This window comes from Streptomyces sp. NPDC001920 (genome assembly GCF_053594495.1).
Genome location: NZ_JBSFEP010000012.1, coordinates 237,163 through 259,864 on the forward strand (window position 1 = coordinate 237,163; position 22,702 = coordinate 259,864).

22 protein-coding genes are annotated in these 22,702 nt (G+C 68.9%); 19 read left to right on the forward strand and 3 right to left on the reverse strand.

Annotation, left to right across the window (positions count from 1 at the left end; all coding sequences use genetic code 11):
• Window positions 1–101 precede the first annotated feature (101 nt).
• From ACWCPI_RS22155 to ACWCPI_RS22245, 19 genes are all read left to right on the forward strand, one after another.
• Window positions 102–1,925, forward strand: coding sequence for a trypsin-like serine protease (locus ACWCPI_RS22155; RefSeq protein WP_451039719.1), 1,824 nt, complete (start codon window positions 102–104; stop codon window positions 1,923–1,925).
• A gap of 207 nt (window positions 1,926–2,132) precedes the next feature.
• On the forward strand, window positions 2,133–3,269 hold the full coding sequence (locus ACWCPI_RS22160; RefSeq protein WP_451039720.1) for an LCP family protein: 1,137 nt from the start codon (window positions 2,133–2,135) through the stop codon (window positions 3,267–3,269).
• A gap of 171 nt (window positions 3,270–3,440) precedes the next feature.
• Complete coding sequence (rpmE, locus tag ACWCPI_RS22165) at window positions 3,441–3,665, forward strand: 50S ribosomal protein L31 (protein WP_019753312.1); 225 nt, start codon at window positions 3,441–3,443, stop codon at window positions 3,663–3,665.
• Between the two features lie 106 nt (window positions 3,666–3,771).
• A complete protein-coding gene (prfA, locus tag ACWCPI_RS22170; RefSeq protein ID WP_451039721.1) occupies window positions 3,772–4,848 on the forward strand; it encodes a peptide chain release factor 1 in 1,077 nt (358 codons plus the stop codon).
• A gap of 94 nt (window positions 4,849–4,942) precedes the next feature.
• A complete protein-coding gene (gene prmC / locus ACWCPI_RS22175; RefSeq protein WP_388801553.1) occupies window positions 4,943–5,782 on the forward strand; it encodes a peptide chain release factor N(5)-glutamine methyltransferase in 840 nt (279 codons plus the stop codon).
• Between the two features lie 61 nt (window positions 5,783–5,843).
• The gene (locus ACWCPI_RS22180; RefSeq protein WP_451039722.1) at window positions 5,844–6,491 is read left to right on the forward strand and encodes an L-threonylcarbamoyladenylate synthase; all 648 of its coding nucleotides are present in this window, start codon (window positions 5,844–5,846) and stop codon (window positions 6,489–6,491) included.
• Window positions 6,488–7,168 (forward strand): arsenate reductase/protein-tyrosine-phosphatase family protein, encoded by a 681-nt coding sequence (locus ACWCPI_RS22185; protein WP_451039723.1) that lies wholly within the window; start codon window positions 6,488–6,490, stop codon window positions 7,166–7,168. The genes ACWCPI_RS22180 and ACWCPI_RS22185 overlap by 4 nt, the downstream gene beginning before the upstream one ends.
• A 72-nt stretch (window positions 7,169–7,240) precedes the next feature.
• The gene (locus ACWCPI_RS22190; RefSeq protein WP_451039724.1) at window positions 7,241–8,479 is read left to right on the forward strand and encodes a serine hydroxymethyltransferase; all 1,239 of its coding nucleotides are present in this window, start codon (window positions 7,241–7,243) and stop codon (window positions 8,477–8,479) included.
• A 140-nt stretch (window positions 8,480–8,619) separates the two neighbouring features.
• Complete coding sequence (locus tag ACWCPI_RS22195; RefSeq protein ID WP_451039725.1) at window positions 8,620–9,966, forward strand: MraY family glycosyltransferase; 1,347 nt, start codon at window positions 8,620–8,622, stop codon at window positions 9,964–9,966.
• A gap of 331 nt (window positions 9,967–10,297) precedes the next feature.
• Window positions 10,298–10,744: a hypothetical protein gene (locus tag ACWCPI_RS22200; RefSeq protein WP_451039726.1), complete on the forward strand. Its 447-nt coding sequence runs from the start codon at window positions 10,298–10,300 to the stop codon at window positions 10,742–10,744.
• Window positions 10,745–11,017: 273 nt separating this feature from the next.
• A complete protein-coding gene (atpB, locus tag ACWCPI_RS22205) occupies window positions 11,018–11,788 on the forward strand; it encodes a F0F1 ATP synthase subunit A (protein ID WP_451039800.1) in 771 nt (256 codons plus the stop codon).
• 75 nt (window positions 11,789–11,863) lie between these two features.
• A complete protein-coding gene (gene atpE, locus ACWCPI_RS22210; protein ID WP_143636214.1) occupies window positions 11,864–12,097 on the forward strand; it encodes an ATP synthase F0 subunit C in 234 nt (77 codons plus the stop codon).
• Window positions 12,098–12,137: 40 nt separating this feature from the next.
• Window positions 12,138–12,686, forward strand: a complete 549-nt coding sequence (locus ACWCPI_RS22215; protein ID WP_451039727.1) for a F0F1 ATP synthase subunit B — start codon at window positions 12,138–12,140, stop codon at window positions 12,684–12,686.
• Window positions 12,683–13,498, forward strand: a complete 816-nt coding sequence (locus tag ACWCPI_RS22220; protein WP_451039728.1) for a F0F1 ATP synthase subunit delta — start codon at window positions 12,683–12,685, stop codon at window positions 13,496–13,498. Before ACWCPI_RS22215 ends, ACWCPI_RS22220 begins: the two co-directional genes overlap by 4 nt.
• Window positions 13,499–13,623: 125 nt before the next feature.
• A complete protein-coding gene (gene atpA / locus ACWCPI_RS22225) occupies window positions 13,624–15,231 on the forward strand; it encodes a F0F1 ATP synthase subunit alpha (RefSeq protein ID WP_451039729.1) in 1,608 nt (535 codons plus the stop codon).
• A 21-nt stretch (window positions 15,232–15,252) separates the two neighbouring features.
• Window positions 15,253–16,170 (forward strand): F0F1 ATP synthase subunit gamma, encoded by a 918-nt coding sequence (locus ACWCPI_RS22230; RefSeq protein WP_451039730.1) that lies wholly within the window; start codon window positions 15,253–15,255, stop codon window positions 16,168–16,170.
• Window positions 16,171–17,607, forward strand: a complete 1,437-nt coding sequence (gene atpD / locus ACWCPI_RS22235; RefSeq protein ID WP_388801525.1) for a F0F1 ATP synthase subunit beta — start codon at window positions 16,171–16,173, stop codon at window positions 17,605–17,607.
• Window positions 17,608–17,738: 131 nt separating this feature from the next.
• Window positions 17,739–18,113 (forward strand): F0F1 ATP synthase subunit epsilon, encoded by a 375-nt coding sequence (locus tag ACWCPI_RS22240; protein WP_037886622.1) that lies wholly within the window; start codon window positions 17,739–17,741, stop codon window positions 18,111–18,113.
• Window positions 18,114–18,273: 160 nt separating this feature from the next.
• Window positions 18,274–18,720, forward strand: a complete 447-nt coding sequence (locus ACWCPI_RS22245; RefSeq protein ID WP_451039731.1) for a DUF2550 domain-containing protein — start codon at window positions 18,274–18,276, stop codon at window positions 18,718–18,720.
• A gap of 71 nt (window positions 18,721–18,791) precedes the next feature.
• Here the strand turns inward: ACWCPI_RS22245 and ACWCPI_RS22250 are convergent, their stop codons facing one another.
• From ACWCPI_RS22250 to ACWCPI_RS22260, 3 genes are all read right to left on the reverse strand, one after another.
• The gene (locus tag ACWCPI_RS22250) at window positions 18,792–20,618 is read right to left on the reverse strand and encodes a glycosyl hydrolase family 18 protein (RefSeq protein WP_451039732.1); all 1,827 of its coding nucleotides are present in this window, start codon (window positions 20,616–20,618) and stop codon (window positions 18,792–18,794) included.
• 117 nt (window positions 20,619–20,735) lie between these two features.
• Entirely contained in the window at window positions 20,736–21,407 is a 672-nt protein-coding gene (locus tag ACWCPI_RS22255) for a response regulator (protein ID WP_451039733.1), read from the reverse strand.
• Window positions 21,404–22,597 carry a sensor histidine kinase gene (locus tag ACWCPI_RS22260; protein ID WP_451039734.1) on the reverse strand — a complete coding sequence of 398 codons (1,194 nt, stop codon included), beginning with the start codon at window positions 22,595–22,597 and terminating at the stop codon, window positions 21,404–21,406. The genes ACWCPI_RS22255 and ACWCPI_RS22260 overlap by 4 nt, the downstream gene beginning before the upstream one ends.
• Window positions 22,598–22,702: the final 105 nt, after the last annotated feature.

Consider the following 22,702-nt stretch of genomic DNA (forward strand, 5'->3'; position numbering starts at 1 on the left):
GCTTTCCGTCACTGAAGTGACGGGGAGCGGCCTTCTGGCGCTGTTAGGGACGGGTGTATACGTGCGCCCCTTCCTACTCATGTGTCTCTGGGGGGACCTTCTTGAGCACCTCTCCGTCCGGCGTCGGTCGTCACAGACGCCGGATCCGTATCGGGCTGCCCGTCGCCGCCGCCGGTGTCGCCGCGGCCGTCGCCGCCGCCCTGCTGAGCTCGTCCGCGGGGGCCGCCACGGCGCTGCCGAAGCCCGCCGTGAAGCCGGCCACCAGCTCGGTCCCGCTCGCCGAGCTGGAACAGCGCGTCGCGGGTGCCCTCGCCGGGGACGACACCGCGGGCAAGACGCCCGCGAAGTCGTCGTTCAGCGCGAGCGCCGACGGCTCCTCGGACGACGCGACCGTCAGTCCCATGATCATCGGTGGTACCGAGACCACCATCTCCTCCGCGCCCTGGATGGCCCAGCTCTGGTACCACGACGACCAGGGCACCGCCGACGAGGCCGACGACCTCGGGTTCTTCTGCGGCGGCGCGGTCGTCGCGCCGACGAAGATCCTCACCGCCGCGCACTGTGTCAAGGGCTACGACTGGTACAACCACGGCGCCGTCATCACCGGCACCGCCCAGCTGCCGACCAGCGACGGGGCGGGCGGCACCGACCTGCACGGCGGCACCGTCACCCTGCCGCACCGGCAGTGGTCCCACCCGTCCTACAGCTCGACGACGATCGACAACGACATCGCCGTCGTCACGCTGGCCAACGCCGTCAAGGCGACGCCGATCCGTATGACGACGTCCGGCGACACCGCCTCGTACGCGGCTGGGACCAGCGCCAAGGTCTACGGCTGGGGGCGTACCAGCTCCACCAGCGAGAACATCTCGGACACCCTGAAGACGGCCACGCTGCCCGTCCAGTCCGACACCACCTGCGCCGGGTACTACGGCGGCGAGTTCATCAAGGGCCACATGGTCTGCGCGGGCAAGCCCGCGAGCGGCAGCGACAGCGGCACCACGTCCGCCTGCAACGGTGACTCCGGCGGACCGCTCGTCGTGAACGGACGGATCGTCGGGGTCGTCTCCTGGGGTGTGGAGACCTGCGTCGCCCAGGGCGCGTACAGCGTCTTCGCCAAGGTCAGCAGCTATGTGGGCGCCGCCTACCCGCGCGTCGACGACACCAACATCAGCGGTGACCACAAGGCCGATCTGTGGGTGCGCAACTCCTCCACGAAGACCGGTTACTCCAAGGACTCGGCCGGCAGCTCCTTCGCCGCGCGTGTGTCCTGGGGCAACTGGGACGGCGTCAACGTCGTCCTGCAGACCGACCTGGACCGGGACGGCTACCAGGACCTGGTGTACCGGCGCAGCTCCGACGGAGACGTGTTCTGGACGCACTACGTGCACTCCAGCGGCACCTGGACGACCCAGCAGATCGCCGACAACTGGAAGACCCGCACCCGCATCGTCGTGCCCGGTGACGTCACCGGCGACTACCTGCCCGACCTGCTGTCCGTCGACTCCGGCGGCTATCTGTGGATCTACCCGGGCAAGGGCAACGGCACGTTCGGGACCCGGGTGCAGGTCGGCTCCGGCTGGAACCAGTACAACTCCCTGCGCGGCCGCGGCGACTTCACCGGTGACGGCAAGACCGACCTGATCGCCCGCGCGAGCAGCACCGGCTACCTCTACCTGTACAAGGGCACCGGCAAGTCCGGCAGCGGCGCCTTCTCCAGCCGCATCAAGGTGCGCGAGTGGGCCGGCTACAACGCCTTCGACGCGGTCGGCGACATCAGCGGTGACGGCAAGGCGGACTTCCTGGCCCGTACGCCCGGCGGCACGCTTTACCTGTACAAGGGGACCGGAAAGGCCACAAGCGAGATCTTTGCCACAAGGATCTCCGTCGGCACCGACTTCGGGCAGTACGACATCTTCGGCTGAAACCGCAGGTGAGGGCGGCGCCGCCCGTATCACCGAGGTCACCTCGTGCCCACCGCTCCCCAGGCGGTGGGCACGGTCGTTCATGCAACCCTCTTCCGGGTTTCCCCGTCTGACCGGACGGGGTGACGATGGGGTGGTACGGGCCGAATGGCCACGTCTGACCCTGAAAGCAGGGGGTAACCGACCGGACGAGAACCGAGGAGCACAGTGTCCGCCGAGAGCACGCCGGAGCCCGGCATACCGGGCGAGACCGGCACCAGAGGTCCGCGCCGCCGAGCCAAGGGCCGACGCCGCAAGCCCCGCGACAAGCGCACGGGCCTGATGATCGCGGCGTGGACGGCCGCCGGGATCGTGGTTCTGGGCGGCACCGGCGCCGGATACCTGTTCTTCAAACTCAACGGCAACATCAGCAGCGTCGACATCGACCAGGCCCTCGGCACCGAGCGGCCCGAGAAGGTCGACAACGGCTCGGAGAACATCCTCGTCCTCGGCTCGGACACCCGCTCCGGCGGCAACAAGGCGCTCGGCGGCGGCGCCGACGACGGCAGCGCCCGCTCGGACACCGCGATGATCGTGCACGTCCACGAGGGCCGCAAGAAGGCCAGTGTGGTCTCCGTCCCGCGCGACACCCTGGTCGACCGCCCCAAGTGCACCGACACCCAGGGCGACACGCACGCCGCAGCGTCCGGAGTGATGTTCAACGAGTCGTACACCACAGGCGGCGCCGCCTGCACGGTGAAGACCGTCGAGTCCCTCACCGGTATCCGCATGGACCACTACCTGGAGGTCGACTTCTCCGGCTTCCAGAAGCTCATCGACGAACTCGGCGGCGTCGAGGTCACCACCACCAAGGACATCAACGACCCCGACAGCCACCTCGACCTCAAGGCCGGCCCCCACCGGCTCACCGGCAAGCAGGCCCTCGGCCTGGTCCGCACCCGGCACGGCGTCGGCGACGGCTCCGACCTCGGGCGTATCCAGCTCCAGCAGGCCTTCATCAAGGCGTTGATCAACCAGGTCAAGGACATCGACCTGTTCGGCAACCCCAAGAAGCTGTACGACCTGGCCGACACCGCCACGAACGCCGTGACCACCGACTCCGATCTCGGCTCGGTCGACAAGCTCATGTCTTTCGCGGGCGGCCTGAAGGGCATCAGCTCCAAGAACATGAGCATGATCACAATGCCGGTCCGGTACGACCCGGCCGACCCCAACCGGGTCCTCGTGGAGAAGACGAAGTCCCAGCTGGTGTGGGACGCGCTGAAGCACGACAGGCCGATCCCCGCGGCGGCCACGAAGGGCACCGCCACCGGTGCCGCCAAGGGTGTGGTGACGCCGTCCTAGGGGGCGGGGCACCGCGTGCCGAGCCCCCGCCGGGCCCGCAGGGAATACACAGCGCGTACCCCCGGTTTTGGGGGATGGCCCCAGTCCTGGCAGACTGGTACGTCGGCTCCGGTTCACGCTCCCGCATCCCGCGGGCTGCGACCCGGCGCCCTCCCGAAACTAGGAGACACCTTGAAGCGCGACATCCACCCCGAGTACGTCGAGACGCAGGTCAGCTGCACCTGTGGCGCGTCGTTCACCACCCGCAGCACGATCTCCAGCGGCACCATCCGCGCCGAGGTCTGCTCCGAGTGCCACCCGTTCTACACGGGCAAGCAGAAGATCCTCGACACCGGTGGCCGCGTGGCCCGCTTCGAGGCCCGCTTCGGCAAGGCTGCTGCCGGCTCCAAGAAGTAGCGAGCTCCAATTCGCCGGTCCACGGCCGCGCCCTTCCACAGGCGTGCCGGGACCGGCGTTTTTGGTCGCCTGCCCTTCACAGTCGTAACCCCACAGGAGCCCCAAGATGTTCGAGGCCGTCGAGGACCTGGTCGCTGAGCACGCCGACCTGGAGAAGAAGCTCGCCGACCCGTCGGTCCACGCCGACCAGGCGAACGCGCGCAAGCTGAACAAGCGCTACGCCGAGCTCACCCCGATCGTCGCCACGTACCGCTCCTGGAAGCAGACCGGCGACGACATCGAGACGGCCCGGGAACTCGGCGCCGACGACCCGGAGTTCGCCGCCGAGGTCAAGGAGCTGGAGAAGCAGCGCGAGGAGCTGACGGAGAAGCTCCGCTTCCTGCTCGTCCCGCGTGACCCGAGTGACGACAAGGACGTCATCCTGGAGATCAAGGCGGGCGCAGGCGGCGACGAGTCCGCGCTCTTCGCGGGCGACCTGCTGCGCATGTACCTGCGCTACGCCGAGCGCGTCGGCTGGAAGACCGAGATCATCGACTCCACCGAGTCCGAGCTCGGCGGCTACAAGGACGTCCAGGTCGCGGTGAAGACGAAGGGCGGCCAGGGAGCGACGGAGCCCGGACAGGGCGTGTGGGCGCGACTGAAGTACGAGGGCGGTGTGCACCGCGTGCAGCGGGTGCCGGCGACCGAGTCCCAGGGCCGTATCCACACCTCCGCGGCCGGTGTGCTGGTCACGCCCGAGGCCGAGGAGATCGACGTCGAGATCAACCCGAACGACCTGCGTATCGACGTGTACCGGTCGTCCGGCCCGGGTGGCCAGTCCGTCAACACCACCGACTCCGCCGTGCGCATCACGCACATTCCGACCGGAGTCGTCGCCTCCTGCCAGAACGAGAAGAGCCAGCTGCAGAACAAGGAGCAGGCGATGCGTATCCTGCGCTCCAGGCTGCTCGCCGCGGCGCAGGAGGAGGCCGAGAAGGAGGCCGCCGACGCCCGCCGCAGCCAGGTGCGCACGGTCGACCGCTCCGAGAAGATCCGCACCTACAACTTCCCGGAGAACCGCATCTCGGACCACCGCGTGGGCTTCAAGGCGTACAACCTGGACCAGGTCCTGGACGGCGACCTCGACGCGGTCATCCAGGCCTGTGTCGACGCGGACTCGGCGGCGAAGCTGGCAGCCGCGTAGGGACGCGGACGTAAGGGACGTACGCACGTACGAGTACGACACGGAGGAATGCGTGCAGCAATCTTTTGGGGGGCGACCCCAAAGCCCCCGCAGCGTGCTGCTCGCGGAGGTGGCACAGGCCACCCAGCGGCTGGCCGACGCCGGCGTGCCCTCGCCGCGCACCGACGCGGAGGAACTCGCCGCGTTCGTGCACGGCGTGAAGCGGGGCGAGCTGCACTCCGTGAAGGACGCGGACTTCGACGCCCGGTACTGGGAGGTCATCGCCCGGCGTGAGCAGCGCGAGCCGCTGCAGCACATCACCGGGCGGGCCTACTTCCGCTATCTCGAACTCCAAGTCGGACCGGGTGTGTTCGTGCCCCGCCCCGAGACCGAGTCGGTCGTCGGGTGGGCCATAGACGCCGTGCGCGCGATGGACGTCGTCGAGCCCTGCATCGTCGACCTGTGCACGGGCTCCGGCGCCATCGCGCTGGCCCTGGCCCAGGAGGTCCCGCGCTCACGCGTACATGCCGTGGAACTGTCGGAGGACGCCCTGCGGTGGACCCGCAAGAACGTCGAGGGGTCCAGGGTCGACCTGCGGCAGGGCAACGCCCTGGACGCGTTCCCCGACCTGGACGGCCAGGTCGACCTGGTGATCTCCAACCCGCCCTACATCCCGCTGACCGAATGGGAGTACGTCGCTCCCGAGGCGCGGGACTACGATCCCGAACTCGCCCTGTTCTCAGGGGAGGACGGCCTCGACCTCATCCGCGGTCTGGAACGGACCGCGCACCGTCTGCTGCGTCCCGGCGGTGTCGTCGTCATCGAGCACGCCGACACCCAGGGCGGCCAGGTGCCGTGGATCTTCACCGAGGAGCGGGGCTGGGCCGACGCGGCCGACCACCCCGACCTCAACAACCGACCGAGGTTCGCGACCGCCCGCAAGGCGCTGCCGTGACCACCCCCCGCACTTCAGTCCCGCAGTACGTGTACTTCGTGTACGAGGAGGCCCGCTAGAGATGGCACGGCGATACGACACCAACGACGCGACCGACCGCACGACGGGTCTGCGTGAGGCAGCGTCCGCCGTCCGCCGTGGCGAGCTGGTGGTCCTCCCGACCGACACGGTGTACGGCATCGGCGCCGACGCGTTCTCCAAGGAGGCCGTGGGCGATCTGCTGGAGGCCAAGGGACGGGGCCGCTCCATGCCCACCCCGGTGCTGATCGGCTCCCCGAACACGCTCCACGGTCTCGTCACCGACTTCTCCGAGCCGGCCTGGGAACTGGTCGACGCGTTCTGGCCGGGCGCGCTGACGCTGGTCGCCAAGCACCAGCCGTCCCTGCAGTGGGACCTGGGCGACACCCGGGGCACGGTTGCCGTGCGCATGCCGCTGCACCCGGTCGCCATCGAGCTGCTCACCGAGGTCGGCCCGATGGCCGTGTCCTCGGCGAACCTGACCGGCCACCCCGCCCCCGAGGACTGCGACGCCGCGCAGGAGATGCTCGGCGACTCGGTCTCCGTCTACCTGGACGGCGGCCCGACCCCCGGCAACGTGCCCTCCTCGATCGTCGACGTCTCCCGGGAGGTCCCGCTCCTGCTGCGCGCCGGCGCCATCTCGGCGGACGAGCTGCGCAAGGTCGTACCCGACCTCGAGGTGGCGAATTGACAGCCCCCGAGGCGGGGCGTGGCATAGGCAGCGGGGAACGTGCCGCGGAGATCACGACCACCTTCGTCGGGCTTCCGCGCGACAGCTTCCGCATCCTCCACGTCAGCACCGGAAACGTCTGCCGCTCGCCGATCACCGAGCGGCTGACCCGTCATTTCGTGACGCAGCGGCTCGGCGTACTGGGCGGCGGGCTGATCGTGGAGAGCGCGGGCACCTGGGGCCACGAGGGCGCGCCCATGGAGGCCAACGCGGAGACCGTCCTCGCCGACTTCGGCGCCGACGCCTCCGGCTTCGTCGGCCGCGAGCTCCTCGACGAGCACGTCATCATGGCCGACCTGGTCCTGACGGCCACCCGCGACCACCGCGCCCAGGTCATCTCCATGGGGCACTCGGCGGGCCTGCGCACCTTCACCCTGAAGGAGTTCACCCGCCTGGTGAAGGCGATAGACCCCGCGACGCTGCCTCCCCTGGAGGACGGCGTGGTCCAGCGGGCACGTGCCCTGGTGCGTGCGGCGGCCGCTCTACGCGGGTGGCTTCTGGCGCCGACGGTGGAGGCGGACGAGGTCTACGACCCGTACGGGGCACCGCTGACGTTCTTCCGGTCGGTGGGCGACGAGATACACGAGGCGCTGGATCCGGTGGTGACCGCCCTGACCGGCGTACCCGCGAGGGCGTAACAGCCGGGCGTCCCCGTCGTCCCGGGCCTACATTGGACGTACGTCACCGTCGACGCACGTCCGGAGCCCACCATGACGGTCACCCATGCCATCGAGGCCGACGTCCTGCGCCGGCAGGATCCGCAGCTGGCGGACATCCTGCTCGGCGAGCTGGCGCGGCAGTCGACGACGCTGCAGCTCATCGCCGCCGAGAACTTCACCTCGCCGGCCGTGCTGGCGGCCCTCGGCTCGCAGCTGGCCAACAAGTACGCCGAGGGGTACCCGGGCAGCCGGTACCACGGCGGATGCGAGATGGTGGACGTCGCCGAGCGGCTCGCCGTGGAGCGCGCCAAGCTGCTGTTCGGCGCCGAACACGCCAACGTGCAGTCCCACTCGGGGTCTTCGGCCGTCCTGGCCGCGTACGCCGCCCTGCTGCGGCCCGGTGACACCGTCCTCGCCCTCGGGCTGCCGTACGGCGGACACCTCACCCACGGCTCACCCGCCAACTTCTCCGGCCGCTGGTTCGACTTCGTCGGGTACGGGGTGGACGCCGAGACCGGGCTCATCGACTACGAACAGGTGCGGACGCTGGCACGCAACCACCGTCCCAAGGCCCTGGTGTGCGGGTCCATCGCCTACCCCCGCCACATCGACTACGCCCTCTTCCGCGACATCGCGGACGAGGTGGGCGCGTATCTCATCGCCGATGCCGCCCACCCCATGGGGCTCGTGGCCGGGGGAGCGGCCCCGAGTCCGGTGCCGTACGCCGATGTGGTGTGCGCCACCACCCACAAGGTGCTCAGAGGACCGCGCGGCGGCATGCTGCTGTGCGGTGCGGACCTCGCCGAGCGCGTCGACCGCGCCGTCTTCCCCTTCACCCAGGGCGGCGCCCAGATGCACACCATCGCCGCCAAGGCCGTCGCGTTCGGTGAGGCGGCGACGCCGGCGTTCACGGCGTACGCCAATCAGGTGGTCGCCAACGCGCGGGCGCTCGCGGCCTGCCTCGCGGCCGAGGGGCTGGGCGTCACCACGGGCGGCACCGACACCCACCTCATCACCGCCGATCCGGCGCCCCTCGGTGTCGACGGCCGCGACGCGCGAGGGCGCCTCGCGGCGGCCGGGATGGTGCTGGACTGCTGCGCCCTGCCGCACGGCGACGCCCGCGGCCTGCGTCTGGGGACGGCGGCCGTGACCACCCAGGGCATGGGGGAGGAGGAGATGGCGCGGATCGCCGAGCTGCTGGCGAGCGTGCTGCGGGAGGAGACCGAGACTCAGAAGGCACGTGAAGAAGTGCGGGAGCTGGCCGGTAGATTTCCGCCGTATCCCGGTTGAGGCGGGGTAGACGCACCTGGGCACACAGCCACACGTGCAACCATCGTCGCTACCCGGTAGTCCCCACACATATGCGTCGCGTACGTGTCCGTCGCTAGGGTGTGGGGCTGAGATGGCCGGCGAGACTTGTGGGGAAGCCCGTGCGTGAATACCTGCTGACGCTCTGCATCACGGCCGCGGTGACGTATCTGCTGACAGGGCCGGTGCGGAAGTTCGCGATCGTGGCCGGAGCGATGCCGGAGATCCGGGCACGCGACGTGCACCGGGAACCCACTCCGCGGCTCGGCGGGATCGCGATGTTCTTCGGCCTGTGCGCGGGTCTGCTGGTCGCCGACCACCTCACCAACCTCAGCGCGGTCTTCGAGAGGTCCAACGAACCGCGGGCGCTGCTCTCCGGAGCGGCGCTCATCTGGCTGATCGGCGTCCTCGACGACAAGTTCGAGATCGACGCCCTGATCAAGCTGGGCGGCCAGATGATCGCCGCCGGCGTGATGGTCATGCAGGGTCTGACGATCCTGTGGCTGCCCATCCCGGGCCTCGGCAACGTGGCGCTGACCCAGTGGCAGGGCACCCTGCTGACGGTCGCACTGGTCGTCATCACCATCAACGCGGTGAACTTCGTCGACGGCCTGGACGGCCTCGCGGCCGGCATGGTCTGCATCGCATCGGCCGCGTTCTTCCTCTACGCCTACCGGGTCTGGGTCTCCTACGGCATCGAGGCCGCCGCCCCGGCCACGCTGTTCGCGGCGATCCTGATGGGCATGTGCCTGGGCTTCCTGCCGCACAACATGCACCCGGCGCGGATCTTCATGGGCGACTCCGGTTCGATGCTGATCGGCCTGGTGCTCGCCGCGGGCGCCATCTCCATCACCGGCCAGGTCGACCCGGACGCGCTGAAGCTGTTCGCCGGCTCCGAGAAGGCGGCCGTGCACCAGACGGTCCCGGTCTACATTCCGCTGCTGCTGCCGCTCACGATCATCGCGATCCCGGCCGCCGACCTGGTGCTGGCGATCGTCCGCCGTACCTGGCGCGGCCAGTCCCCGTTCGCCGCCGACCGCGGCCATCTGCACCACCGCCTGCTGGAGATCGGGCACTCGCACAGCCGCGCGGTGCTGATCATGTACTTCTGGTCGGCGCTGATCGCCTTCGGCGCACTCGCCTACTCCGTCAACTCGGCGTCCATGTGGATCGTGCTCGGCGTGGTCTTCCTCAGCGCCATCGGCCTGGTCCTGCTGCTGCTCCCGCGCTTCACGCCGCGCACCCCCCGTTGGGCGGAGGCGTTCGTGCCGCCGCGCTACCGCCGCCGCGGGGCGGTCGCCGAGCCCGCGGCCACCACGCCGCAGGTGGCGGGCGCCGAGGGGCGGGCCGACGCGGAGGAGCAGCCGCGCCCTGCGGTGTCCGCCGGGGTCTCCCACGTCAACGGAGCGACCGCGATCGGCGCCCGTTCGCGGCTGATGGACCGGCGCAAGGCCGGGACGTCACGCTGACCGCGTCGAGGTGAGAACGGGCCGCCCCCAGGGCTCAAGGTAAGAATCTGACTAGAGCATTGCCAAGCCATGGGTGAACGAAGCGGTGCAATACCAGACAAATAGGCCGTGATTCTGCACATACGCGCGCCGTCACTCTCATGTGTGACGGCTGGCACACCCTTCAGGTAAAGACCTCATCAAATAGTTTGTGATACGGTTCACGAGAACCCCCGGATAGAGCCGAAGGACCGTAGTGCGACGGTCCACCGGCGTGAGGTTCTCTCTCAGCCCGGGACTACGCTCGTCCATGACGACACCCTGCCCCCACCGTGAAAGCGGAGTTGCCGCCATGCCGTCCAATGACGCCCGGACCCTGCTCCAGGCCGCTGTGCCCACAGCCGCCGCCGGCGCTGTCGCAGCCGTCGTCAGCGGTGTGGTCGCCGGTGGCAAAGGTGCGATCGGGGCGGTCGTCGCGACGCTGGTCGTGATCCTGTTCATGGGAATCGGTCTCTACGTTCTGCAGCGCATTGCCAAATCGCTTCCGCACCTGTTCCAGGCGATGGGCCTGATGCTCTACGCGGCTCAGATCCTGCTGCTGTTCGTCTTCCTTTCCGTCTTCAAGAACACGACGCTGTTCAACCCCCGGGCCTTCGCGATCACGCTCGTGGTCGGCACGCTCGTGTGGATCGCCGCGCAGACGCGCGCCCACATGAAGGCCAAGATCCTCTACGTCGAACCCGATTCGGGCACCTCCTCGAAGGGTGACAAGCCCGAAAAGACGGGGCCCTCGTCGTGAGAGGTAGGGCCGGGATAAAGCCACTCAAGAGATCCTGCTATCGTCCGGTGCCAACTGCGGCATCGCGGGCGCGGGCATCTGAGCTGACGCCTGCTCATTCGCGAGGCGAGATGCCCCACAGCCGCCCCCATATCCGTAACACCAGTCCCGTGCCGAACCGCGGCTGCGCGCCGCGCCGACACAACGAGGTTGCCGTACCCATGCGTCACGCCGAAGGAGCCCGTGGTGAGTGCTGACCAGACCCAGCTCGCCTTTGACTGGAGCTGTCGGATCATGTCCGACAACGGCTGCGGCTTCCCGGCTCCGGGCCTGCACTCGTTCCTCTTCAAGCCGATCGCCACGGTCGGCGGGTTTGAGTTCAACAAGGTGATGCTGCTCGCGCTCATCACGACCCTGCTCGTCATCACCTTCTTCTGGGCGGCCTTCGGCAAGGCCAAGGTGGTTCCCGGCAAGCTGCAGATGGTCGGCGAGGCGGGTTACGACTTCGTGCGCCGCGGCATCGTCTACGAGACCCTCGGCAAGCGGGAGGGCGAGAAGTACGTCCCGCTGATGGTCTCGCTCTTCTTCTTCATCTGGATCATGAACATCTGGTCCGTGATCCCGCTGGCCCAGTTCCCGGTGTCCTCGATCATCGCCTTCCCGATGGTTCTGGCGCTCATCGTCTACGTCGTCTGGGTCTCGCTGACCTTCAAGAAGCACGGCTTCATCGGCTTCTTCAAGAACGTCACGGGCTACGACAAGTCGCTGGGCCCGGTCCTGCCCCTCGTGATGGTCATCGAGTTCTTCTCGAACCTGCTGGTGCGGCCGTTCACGCACGCGGTGCGACTGTTCGCCAACATGTTCGCCGGGCACCTGATGCTGGTGATGTTCACCGTCGCCTCCTGGTACCTGCTGAACAGCTGGATGATCCCGGCGGCCGGTGTCTCCTTCGTCATGACGGTCGTCATGATCCTCTTCGAGCTCTTCGTGCAGGCCGTCCAGGCATACGTGTTCGTCCTGCTGGCCTGCTCGTACATCCAGGGCGCTCTGGCCGAGCACCACTGAGCCCCGCCGCACCACCCCCCAAGAACGTCCGGTGGCCAACCCCCGCCGGTCCATGAAAGAGAAGGAAGAATCAGCATGGCTGCCCTTGAGACCCTCGCCGCCGTCGAAGGCAACATCGGTTCCATCGGCTACGGCCTCGCCGCCATCGGCCCCGGCGTCGGCGTCGGCATCATCTTCGGTAACGGCACCCAGGCGCTCGCCCGTCAGCCCGAGGCCGCCGGCCTGATCCGTGCCAACCAGATCCTCGGCTTCGCCTTCTGTGAGGCGCTCGCCCTCATCGGCATCGTCATGCCGTTCGTCTACAACTGACGAACCCTGACGAGCAAACCTTTCAACGAAAGGCACTGATGTGATCGCCAACCTGGTACAGCTGGCGGCCGAGGAGGAGCAGAACCCGCTCGTTCCTCCGGGCCCCGAGCTGCTCGTCGGCACCATCGCCTTCGCCATCGTGTTCTTCTTCTTCTGGAAGAAGCTGCTTCCGAACATCAACAAGGTTCTGGAGGAGCGCCGCGAGGCGATCGAAGGCGGAATCGAGAAGGCTGAGGCCGCTCAGGTCGAGGCCCAGAGCGTCCTCGAGCAGTACAAGGCCCAGCTCGCCGAGGCCCGGCACGAGGCCGCGCGTCTGCGCCAGGAGGCGCAGGAGCAGGGTGCCGCGCTCATCGCCGAGATGCGGGCCGAGGGCCAGCGGCAGCGCGAGGAGATCGTCGCCGCCGGTCACGCCCAGATCGAGGCCGACCGCAAGGCCGCCGCGTCCGCGCTGCGCCAGGACGTCGGCAAGCTCGCCACCGACCTGGCCGGCAAGCTCGTCGGCGAGTCCCTCGAGGACCACGCCCGGCAGAGCCGCGTCATCGACCGCTTCCTCGACGAGCTCGAGGAGAAGGCCGAGGCCGGACGATGAACGGAGCGAGCCGCGAGGCCCTGGCAGCCGCACGTGAGCGTCTCGACGCGCTGACGGACTCGACGTCCGTCGACGCGGCCAAGCTCGCCGACGAGCTGGCCGCCGTCACCGCGCTGCTCGACCGCGAGGTGTCGCTGCGTCGGGTCCTCACCGACCCGGCGCAGGCCGGAGAGGCCAAGGCCGACCTGGCCCAGCGCCTGCTCGGCGCACAGGTCAGCGGCGCGACCGCCGACCTGCTGGCCGGCATGGTGCGCTCCCGCTGGTCGCAGTCCCGCGACCTGGTGGACGCGCTGGAGGAGCTGGCGGACACCGCCGACCTCACCGCCGCGCAGAAGGCGGGCACGCTCGACGACGTCGAGGACGAGCTGTTCCGGTTCGGCCGGATCGTCTCCTCCAGCACCGGGCTGCGCGCCGCGCTGACCGACCGCGCCGCCACCACCTCGGCCAAGAGCGAGCTGTTGCGCAGCCTCCTCGGCGGTCGGGCCAAGGCGACCACCGAGCGTCTGGTGACGCGTCTTGTGACCGCGCCTCGTGGACGTAGCCTGGAGTCGGGACTGGAGTCCCTGTCCAAGCTCGCCGCCGAGCGCCGGGAGCGCATGGTCGCCGTCGTCACCTCGGCGGTACCGCTGAGCGACGTGCAGAAGCGACGCCTGGGCGGCGCCCTCGCGAAGCTCTACGGCCGCACGATGCACCTCAACCTCGACGTGGACCCCGAGGTCGTCGGCGGAATCCGGGTGCAGGTCGGTGACGAGGTCATCAACGGCTCCCTCGCGGACCGCATCGAGGACGCCGGCCGCCGTCTGGCGAGCTGAGCAGCAACTCAATAGCAAGACGTACTCATGACGGCCCTGGTTGGGCCGTGCAGAAGAATCCTGGGGGTCGCCCCCAGACCCCCAAAGTGAAACTTCGGGCCCAACAAGGAGAGCAGGGAACCCAGATGGCGGAGCTCACGATCCGGCCGGAGGAGATCCGGGACGCACTGGAGACCTTCGTCCAGTCGTACAAGCCGGACGCGGCCTCGCGCGAGGAGGTCGGTACGGTCACCCTTGCCGGCGACGGCATCGCGAAGGTCGAGGGTCTGCCCTCGGCCATGGCCAACGAACTGCTGAAGTTCGAGGACGGCACCCTCGGCCTCGCCCTCAACCTCGAGGAGCGCGAGATCGGTGCCATCGTCCTCGGTGAGTTCAGCGGCATCGAGGAGGGGCAGCCGGTGCAGCGCACCGGTGAGGTTCTCTCCGTCGCGGTGGGCGAGGGCTACCTCGGCCGCGTCGTCGACCCGCTCGGCAACCCGATCGACGGCCTCGGCGAGATCGAGACCAGCGGTCGTCGTGCCCTTGAGCTGCAGGCCCCCACGGTCATGCAGCGCAAGTCGGTGCACGAGCCGATGGAGACCGGCTACAAGGCCGTCGACGCGATGACCCCGATCGGCCGTGGTCAGCGTCAGCTGATCATCGGTGACCGTCAGACCGGCAAGACCGCCCTTGCCGTCGACACGATCATCAACCAGCGCGACAACTGGCGCACCGGCGACCCGAACAAGCAGGTCCGCTGCATCTACGTCGCCATCGGCCAGAAGGGCTCCACCATCGCGTCGGTCCGCCGCGCGCTGGAGGAGAACGGTGCTCTGGAGTACACGACCATCGTCGCCGCCCCGGCGTCCGACCCGGCCGGCTTCAAGTACCTGGCGCCGTACACCGGCTCGGCCATCGGTCAGCAGTGGATGTACGAGGGCAAGCACGTCCTGATCATCTTCGACGACCTGTCGAAGCAGGCCGACGCCTACCGCGCCGTGTCCCTGCTGCTGCGCCGCCCGCCGGGCCGTGAGGCCTACCCGGGTGACGTCTTCTACCTGCACTCCCGTCTGCTGGAGCGCTGCGCCAAGCTCTCCGACGAGATGGGCGCCGGCTCGATGACCGGTCTGCCGATCGTCGAGACCAAGGCCAACGACGTCTCGGCGTTCATTCCGACCAACGTCATCTCCATCACCGACGGCCAGTGCTTCCTGGAGTCGGACCTGTTCAACGCCGGTCAGCGCCCCGCGCTGAACGTCGGTATCTCCGTCTCCCGAGTCGGTGGTTCCGCGCAGCACAAGGCGATGAAGCAGGTCTCCGGCCGTCTGCGCGTGGACCTCGCCCAGTTCCGTGAGCTGGAGGCGTTCGCCGCCTTCGGTTCCGACCTGGACGCCGCGTCGAAGGCGCAGCTGGAGCGCGGTCAGCGCATGGTCGAGCTGCTGAAGCAGGCCCAGTACGAGCCGATGTCGACCGAGGACCAGGTCGTCTCGGTGTGGGCCGGCACCACCGGCAAGATGGACGACGTGCCGGTCGCCGACATCCGCCGCTTCGAGAAGGAGCTCCTGGAGTACCTGCACCGCAAGGAGCAGGGCCTCATGACCTCCATCAAGGAGGGCGGCAAGATGTCGGACGACACCCTGACCGCCGTCGCCGACGCCATCGCGGAGTTCAAGAAGCAGTTCGAGACCGCGGACGGCAAGCTGCTCGGCGAAGAGGCGCCGGCCGCTCCGAAGGCGACCAACGCCTCCAAGTGACGTAAGGAAGGGACCTGACTCATGGGAGCCCAGCTCCGGGTCTACAAGCGTCGCATCCGATCCGTCACCGCGACCAAGAAGATCACGAAGGCGATGGAGATGATCGCCGCCTCGCGCGTCGTCAAGGCGCAGCGCAAGGTGGCGGCCTCCATGCCGTACGCGACCGAGCTCACCCGCGCGGTCACGGCGGTCGGTACCGGCTCGAACACCAAGCACCCGCTGACCACGCAGGCCGAGACGGTCACGCGGTCCGCGGTGCTGCTCCTCACGAGCGACCGTGGCCTTGCCGGCGCCTTCAACTCCAACGCCATCAAGGCGGCGGAGCAGCTGACCGAGCGCCTGGAGCGCGAGGGCAGGCAGGTCGACGTCTACATCGTCGGCCGGCGCGGTGTCGCCCACTACAACTTCCGTGAGCGCAAGATCGCGGAGTCGTGGAGCGGCTTCACCGACGAGCCCACGTACGCGGACGCCAAGAAGGTCGCGGCCCCGCTGATCGAGGCCATCGAGAAGGACACGGCTGAGGGCGGCGTGGACGAGCTCCACATCGTCTACACCGAGTTCGTCTCGATGATGACCCAGCAGGCGATGGACTCGCGTCTGCTGCCGCTCAGCCTCGAAGAGGTCGCGGAGGAAACGCCCGCCAAGGGCGAGATCCTTCCGCTGTACGACTTCGAGCCCTCGGCGGAGGACGTCCTCGACGCCCTGCTGCCGCGGTACGTGGAGAGCCGGATCTACAACGCGCTGCTTCAGTCGGCCGCCTCCAAGCACGCCGCCACGCGGCGCGCGATGAAGTCGGCCACCGACAACGCGGGCGAGCTGATCAACACGCTCTCCCGTCTTGCCAACGCGGCCCGCCAGGCCGAAATCACCCAGGAAATCAGCGAGATCGTCGGTGGCGCGAGCGCCCTGGCCGACGCGACCGCGGGGAGTGACCGATAAATGACCACCACTGTTGAGACCGCGACGGCTACGGGCCGCGTCGCCCGGGTCATCGGCCCGGTCGTCGACGTGGAGTTCCCCGTCGACGCGATGCCGGAGATCTACAACGCCCTGCACGTCGAGGTCGCCGACCCGGCGAACGCGGGCGAGAAGAAGATCCTGACCCTGGAGGTCGCCCAGCACCTGGGTGACGGCCTGGTCCGCACCATCTCCATGCAGCCCACCGACGGTCTGGTCCGCCAGGCCGCCGTCACCGACACGGGCACGGGCATCACCGTCCCCGTCGGCGACTTCACCAAGGGCAAGGTGTTCAACACCCTCGGTGAGGTGCTGAACGTCGACGAGACCTACGACGGCGAGCGCTGGTCCATCCACCGCAAGGCCCCGAACTTCGACGAGCTCGAGTCGAAGACCGAGATGTTCGAGACCGGCGTCAAGGTCATCGACCTTCTCACCCCGTACGTCAAGGGTGGAAAGATCGGTCTGTTCGGTGGTGCCGGCGTCGGCAAGACGGTGCTCATCCAGGAGATGATCTACCGCGTCGCCAACAACCACGACGGTGTGTCGGTGTTCGCCGGTGTCGGTGAGCGCACCCGTGAGGGCAACGACCTCATCGACGAGATGAGCGAGTCCGGCGTCATCGACAAGACCGCGCTGGTCTTCGGTCAGATGGACGAGCCCCCGGGCACCCGTCTGCGCGTCGCGCTGGCCGGCCTGACCATGGCCGAGTACTTCCGTGACGTCCAGAAGCAGGACGTGCTGTTCTTCATCGACAACATCTTCCGCTTCACGCAGGCCGGTTCCGAGGTGTCGACCCTGCTCGGCCGTATGCCCTCCGCGGTGGGTTACCAGCCGAACCTGGCCGACGAGATGGGTCTCCTCCAGGAGCGCATCACCTCGACCCGTGGTCACTCGATCACCTCGATGCAGGCGATCTACGTCCCCGCGGACGACCTGACCGACCCGGCCCCGGCCACCACCTTCGCCCACCTCGACGCGACGACGGTTCTGTCCCGTCCGATCTCCGAGAAGGGCATCTACCCGGCCGTGGACCCGCTGGACTCCACGTCCCGCATCCTGGACCCGCGCTACATCGCGCAGGACCACTACCAGTGCGCCATGCGCGTCAAGGGGATCCTGCAGAAGTACAAGGACCTCCAGGACATCATCGCGATCCTCGGCATCGACGAGCTCAGCGAGGAGGACAAGCTGGTCGTCCAGCGTGCCCGCCGCGTGGAGCGCTTCCTGTCCCAGAACACGCACGTCGCCAAGCAGTTCACCGGTGTGGACGGCTCGGACGTGCCGCTGGACGAGTCGATCGCCGCGTTCAACGCGATCTGCGACGGTGAGTTCGACCACTTCCCGGAGCAGGCGTTCTTCATGTGCGGTGGTCTTGAGGACCTCAAGAAGAACGCGAAGGAGCTGGGCGTCTCCTGACGCACCGGTCTTCGTGAGCCATTGAGCTCGTGATCGAGGGGGCGGGGGTTCGTCCCGCCCCCTCTTCCACGCCTACTAGACTTGTAACCAACACCCGGCAGAACCGCCGGGTGGTGACCCGAGGAGCCACCTTGGCTGCTGAGCTGCACGTCGCGCTGGTCGCCGCCGACCGTGAGGTCTGGTCGGGCCAGGCCACCCTGGTCGTCGCGCGCACCACGTCCGGCGACATCGGCGTCATGCCCGGTCACCAGCCGCTGCTCGGTGTGCTGGAGTCGGGCCCGGTGACCATCCGTACGAGTGAAGGTGGAACCGTCATCGCCGCGGTGCACGGCGGTTTCATCTCCTTCGCGGACGACAAGCTGTCGCTGCTGGCCGAGATCGCCGAGCTTTCGGACGAGATCGACGTCCAGCGCGCGGAGCGGGCGCTCGAGCGTGCGAAGTCGGCGGACGACGCCTCCGCCGAGCGCCGCGCGGAGGTCCGTCTGCGGGCGGCGACGGCGCGCTGACCCCTGGGGGTACCGCCCGGGCCCTTTAGTCTGGGAGAGCGCACGCGATGACGTCACTCAGCCGCGGCTGGGACCGGAGCAATCCGGTGCCGGTCGCGGCTGAGGCAGATATGGAAGTTTTTTCCGTTCCGTTACCTAGGAGACGAGGAGGTCGGTGTCGATGGTCCTCGCTCTGACTGTGTGCGGAATCGTCGTCGCCCTTGTGGTGCTGGGGTTGTTCGTCTTCGGCTTGCGCCGCAGGCTCATCCAGCGCTCGGGCGGCACCTTCGACTGTTCCCTGCGCTGGGACGTGCCGGAGAAACCCGACACCAACGGCAAGGGCTGGAGCTACGGCGTCGCCCGCTACAACGGCGACCGCGTCGAGTGGTACCGCGTCTTCTCGTACGCCTACCGTCCGCGCCGCATCCTGGAGCGTGCGTCGATCGAGGTGGCCGGCCGTCGTGTCCCCGACGGCGAGGAGGAGCTGGCGCTGCTGTCCGACGCGGTGATCCTCACCTGTCTGCACCGGGGCACGCGACTCGAACTGGCCATGAGCGAAGACGCGCTGACCGGTTTCCTTGCGTGGCTGGAGGCAGCCCCGCCCGGTCAGCGAGTGAATGTGGCGTAGCCACATTCACTCGCTGGGTGGGGGTCCCCCGGACGAAGTCTGGGGGAGCGTCAACGTCGCTTGAAGACCTGCTAGTTGAGGCCGTTGTTGATGGCGGTCACCAGCTCACCGTTGCTGGTGTCGCCGCTGAACTCCCAGAAGAACGCGCCGCCCAGGCCCTGGTTCTTGGCCCAGGTCATCTTGCCGGCGATCGTCGACGGGGTGTCGTAGGACCACCAGTTGTTGCCGCAGTGGGCGTACGCCGTCCCGGCGATGGTGCCGGTCGCGGGGCAGGAGTTCTTCAGGATCTTGTAGTCCTCGATGCCGGCCTCGTAGGTGCCGGGCGCCGCGCCGGTCGCCGAGCCGCCGGGGGCGGCCTGGGTGACGCCGGTCCAGCCGCGGCCGTAGAAGCCGATGCCGAGCAGCAGCTTGGCGGACGGGACGCCCTTCGACTTCAGCTTGGCGATCGCGTCGGCCGAGTTGAAGCCCGCCTGCGGGATCCCGGCGTACGAGGTGAGCGGTGAGTGCGGGGCGGTCGGGCCGTCCTTGTCGAAGGCGCCGAAGTAGTCGTACGTCATCACGTTGTACCAGTCGAGGTACTGCGCGGCGCCGCCGTAGTCGGCCGCGTCGATCTTGCCGCCGGCGGAGCCGTCGGCGGTGATGGCCGCGGTGACCAGGTAGTTCGAACCGAACTCGGCGCGCAGGGCCTGCATCAGGGTCCTGAAGGCCGCCGGGCCCGAGGTGTCGCAGGTCAGGCCGCAGGCGTTCGGGTACTCCCAGTCGATGTCGATGCCGTCGAAGACGTCGGCCCAGCGGGGGTCCTCCACGACGGCCTTGCAGGACTTGGCGAACGCGGCCGCGTTCTGCGCAGCCTGGCCGAAGCCGCCGGAGTAGGTCCAGCCGCCGAAGGAGTACAGCACCTTGATGTGCGGGTACTTCGCCTTGAGCTGGCGCAGCTGGTTGAAGTTGCCCCGCAGCGGCTGGTCCCAGGTGTCGGCGGTGCCGCTGACGGACTGGTCGGCGGTGTAGGCCTTGTCGTAGGCGGCGTAGGTGTCGTCGACCGTGCACTGGCCGTTCTTGACGTTGCCGAAGGCGTAGTTGATGTGCGTGATCTTGGACGCCGAGCCGGACGTCACCAGGTTCTTGACGTGGTAGTTGCGGCCGTAGACGCCCCACTCGGTGAAGTAGCCGAGCTTGACCTTGTCGCCGGTGGGCGGGGGCTCGGTGGTGCCGCCGGTGGTACGGACGCGGACGGCGCCGCTGACCGGGCCGGTCTGGTCGGCGGTGTCACGTGCCTGCACGGAGTAGGAGTAGTCCGTGCCCTTGGTCAGGCCGGTGTCCGTGTACGAGGTGCCCGTCACGGTCGCGACCTTGGCGCCGTCGCGCAGGACGTCGTAGTTCTTGACGCCCTTGTCGTCGGTGGCGGCGGACCAGGTCAGCTTCACCGAGGTGTCGGTGATGCCGGAGGCGGTCGGGGTGCCGGGGGCGCTCGGCGCGCTGTCACCGGGTTCGGTGGTGCCGCCGTCGCAGCTGCCCCCGTTGAGCCTGCAGTTGGCGGGGGAGCCGGAGCCGGTGCCGTTGAATCCGAAGGAGACGGAGGCGCCGGGGGCGAGGGTGCCGTTCCAGGACTTGTTCTTGGCCGTCCAGTGGGTGCCGGAGGAGGTGACGTCGGCGTCCCAGGAGGAGGTCACCGAGGTGCCGGAGGGGAAGTCCCACTCGACGGTCCAGGAGCTGAGGGTGGTGGTGCCGGTGTTCTTCACCGTCCACTTGCCCTCGAAGCCGGAGCCCCAGTCCTGGGTCTTGGCGTAGGTCGCGGTGGCCGATGTCGCCGCCTGGGCCGGGCTCGCCAGGCCGACGAGGCCGGCCAGCGGGAGCAACAGGGTCGCGAATCCTGCCACGGCTCTGTGTCTGAAGCGCATGCTGCGCCTCCTTGTATGGGGAGTCAGGGGCATGACTGAGCCTCATGCCGCACTCATGGTGCGGTGAGAATAGAAAGGTCTGGACCACGGGTCAATAGGTCTGGACCACTTGTCCGTTCAGGCCCCGCCGCGCCCGGCTTCGCCCTGCCGTAGCCCCAACTCCTGTGCCAGTACAGCCGCTTGCACCCGGCTGCGCAGCTCCAGCTTGCCCAGCACCCTGCTGACGTGCGTCTTCACCGTCGCCTCCGCCATGTCGAGCCGCACCGCGAGCTCGGCGTTGGACAGGCCCTCGCCCAGGCAGGCCAGCACCTCGCGCTCGCGGCGCGTGAGGGCGTCCAGGACGGCCGGGTCCGCCTTCGACTCCCGTACGGGTCTCGCGCCGAACTCGGCGATCAGGCGCCGGGTGACGGCCGGGGCGATGAGCCCCTCCCCGCGTGCCACCGTCCGGACGGCCTCGATCAGGTCCTTCGCGTCCGTGTTCTTCAGCAGGAACCCCGCGGCCCCGGCCCGCAGCGCCCCGAACACGTACTCGTCGAGGTCGAACGTGGTGAGCACGAGGACGTCCGCCAACTGTTCGGCGACGACCTGCCGGGTCGCCGACACCCCGTCCAGACGCGGCATCTGTACGTCCATCAGCACCAGGTCCGGCCGCAGCTCACGCGCCATGGCCACCGCCTGCTCACCGTCCGCCGCCTCGCCGACCACCTCGATGTCGGACGCACTGCGCAGGATGAGGACGAGCCCCGCGCGGACGGCGGACTGGTCCTCGGCGACCAGGACGCGGATCATTGGCTGTCTCCTTCGGACACGGGAAGCGTGGCGCGTACGATCCAGATCTTGCCGCCGCCGGACTCGGGGCTTTCGACGGGGCCGGCCTCGAAGGCGCCGCCCAGCAGCGCGACCCGCTCGCGCATCCCGACGAGTCCGGCGCCGGAGCCGGGAGCGCGTGGTCCGTCGCGGTCACCGAAGGGGCTCACCACGGTGACGGTGAGCAGACCGTCCCGCTGGGCGAGCGCGACCGTGACCCGGCCGGGGGAGGCGTGCTTGAGGGCGTTGGTCAAGGACTCCTGCACGATCCTGTACGCGGCGAGCTCGACCGGGGCGGGCACGGTGTCGTACGCGATGTCCAGGGCCACGTCGAGGCCGTTGGTGCGGGCGCCGTCGACCAGGGCGCCGAGTCCGTCGAGGGTGGGGGCGGCGACGGGCTCGGTGTCGCCGCTGGAGTCGCGCAGGATGCCGATGAGCCGGCGCATCTCCGCGAGTCCCTCCACGCTGTTCTCGCGGATGACGGACAGCGCCTCCCGCGAGGTCTTCGGCTCGTCGAGGGAGAGCGCGGCCGTGGAGTGGATGGCGATCGCGGAGAGGTGGTTGGCCACCATGTCGTGCAACTCGCGGGCCATCCGGGCGCGTTCCGAGGTGATGGCCTGGGCGCGGTCCATCTCGGCCAGCAGCGCGGTCTGCTCGGCGCGCAGGCGGGCGGCGTCGGCGGCGTCGCGGTGGTTGCGGACGATCAGGCCGGTCGCCGCGGGCCCGAAGGCCACGAGGCCGGTGACCACGCCGATCAGCAGCGCCTCGGGTTCGCGCCACACCGCGAACGGCACCACGGCTCCGGCCACCGAGAGCAGCCCGGTGATCCGCGGGATGCGGTGCGCCGAGGCGGGCGGGCCGTAGAGGACGGCCGAGTACAAGAGGTCGGTGTACATCAGGACCGTGACCAGGTTGCCCTGCGTGACGAGGTCCATGAAGATCGCGCCGGTGCCGATCAACAGGGCGACGCGCGGGGCTGTGCGGCGCAGCAGCTCGCAGCCGGTCAGGACCAGGAGCGGTACCAGGACCGCCCAGCGGCCCGGCAGCAGCACGTACACCTCGGTGCTCGGACGGGTGCCCAGGCCGAGACCCCACAACGTCAGCCCGCCCAGCAGACCGCCGAACGCGACGCAGACGTCGAAGCGGCGGGGGCGGGGGAACGAGACGGCCATGTCCACCATCCAACACGGCCCCCGCGCCCGGCGCCTGATCCTCGCGGAGGGTCCCTGACTGCATCCTTCGATGTACCGCGGGTTCGTCAGTGGCGACGACGATTC

Bases quoted from the DNA above. Each gene is read 5' to 3' on its own strand.
- prfA (WP_451039721.1), top strand. From the start codon at position 3,772: ATGTTCGAGGCCGTCGAGGACCTGGTCGCTGAGCACGCCGACCTGGAG.
- ACWCPI_RS22180 (WP_451039722.1), top strand. From the start codon at position 5,844: ATGGCACGGCGATACGACACCAACGACGCGACCGACCGCACGACGGGT.
- ACWCPI_RS22190 (WP_451039724.1), top strand. From the start codon at position 7,241: ATGACGGTCACCCATGCCATCGAGGCCGACGTCCTGCGCCGGCAGGAT.
- ACWCPI_RS22200 (WP_451039726.1), top strand. From the start codon at position 10,298: ATGCCGTCCAATGACGCCCGGACCCTGCTCCAGGCCGCTGTGCCCACA.
- atpB (WP_451039800.1), top strand. From the start codon at position 11,018: ATGTCCGACAACGGCTGCGGCTTCCCGGCTCCGGGCCTGCACTCGTTC.
- atpE (WP_143636214.1), top strand. From the start codon at position 11,864: ATGGCTGCCCTTGAGACCCTCGCCGCCGTCGAAGGCAACATCGGTTCC.
- ACWCPI_RS22220 (WP_451039728.1), top strand. From the start codon at position 12,683: ATGAACGGAGCGAGCCGCGAGGCCCTGGCAGCCGCACGTGAGCGTCTC.
- atpA (WP_451039729.1), top strand. From the start codon at position 13,624: ATGGCGGAGCTCACGATCCGGCCGGAGGAGATCCGGGACGCACTGGAG.
- ACWCPI_RS22230 (WP_451039730.1), top strand. From the start codon at position 15,253: ATGGGAGCCCAGCTCCGGGTCTACAAGCGTCGCATCCGATCCGTCACC.
- atpD (WP_388801525.1), top strand. From the start codon at position 16,171: ATGACCACCACTGTTGAGACCGCGACGGCTACGGGCCGCGTCGCCCGG.
- ACWCPI_RS22245 (WP_451039731.1), top strand. From the start codon at position 18,274: ATGGTCCTCGCTCTGACTGTGTGCGGAATCGTCGTCGCCCTTGTGGTG.
- ACWCPI_RS22250 (WP_451039732.1), bottom strand. From the start codon at position 20,618: ATGCGCTTCAGACACAGAGCCGTGGCAGGATTCGCGACCCTGTTGCTC.
- ACWCPI_RS22255 (WP_451039733.1), bottom strand. From the start codon at position 21,407: ATGATCCGCGTCCTGGTCGCCGAGGACCAGTCCGCCGTCCGCGCGGGG.
- ACWCPI_RS22260 (WP_451039734.1), bottom strand. From the start codon at position 22,597: ATGGCCGTCTCGTTCCCCCGCCCCCGCCGCTTCGACGTCTGCGTCGCG.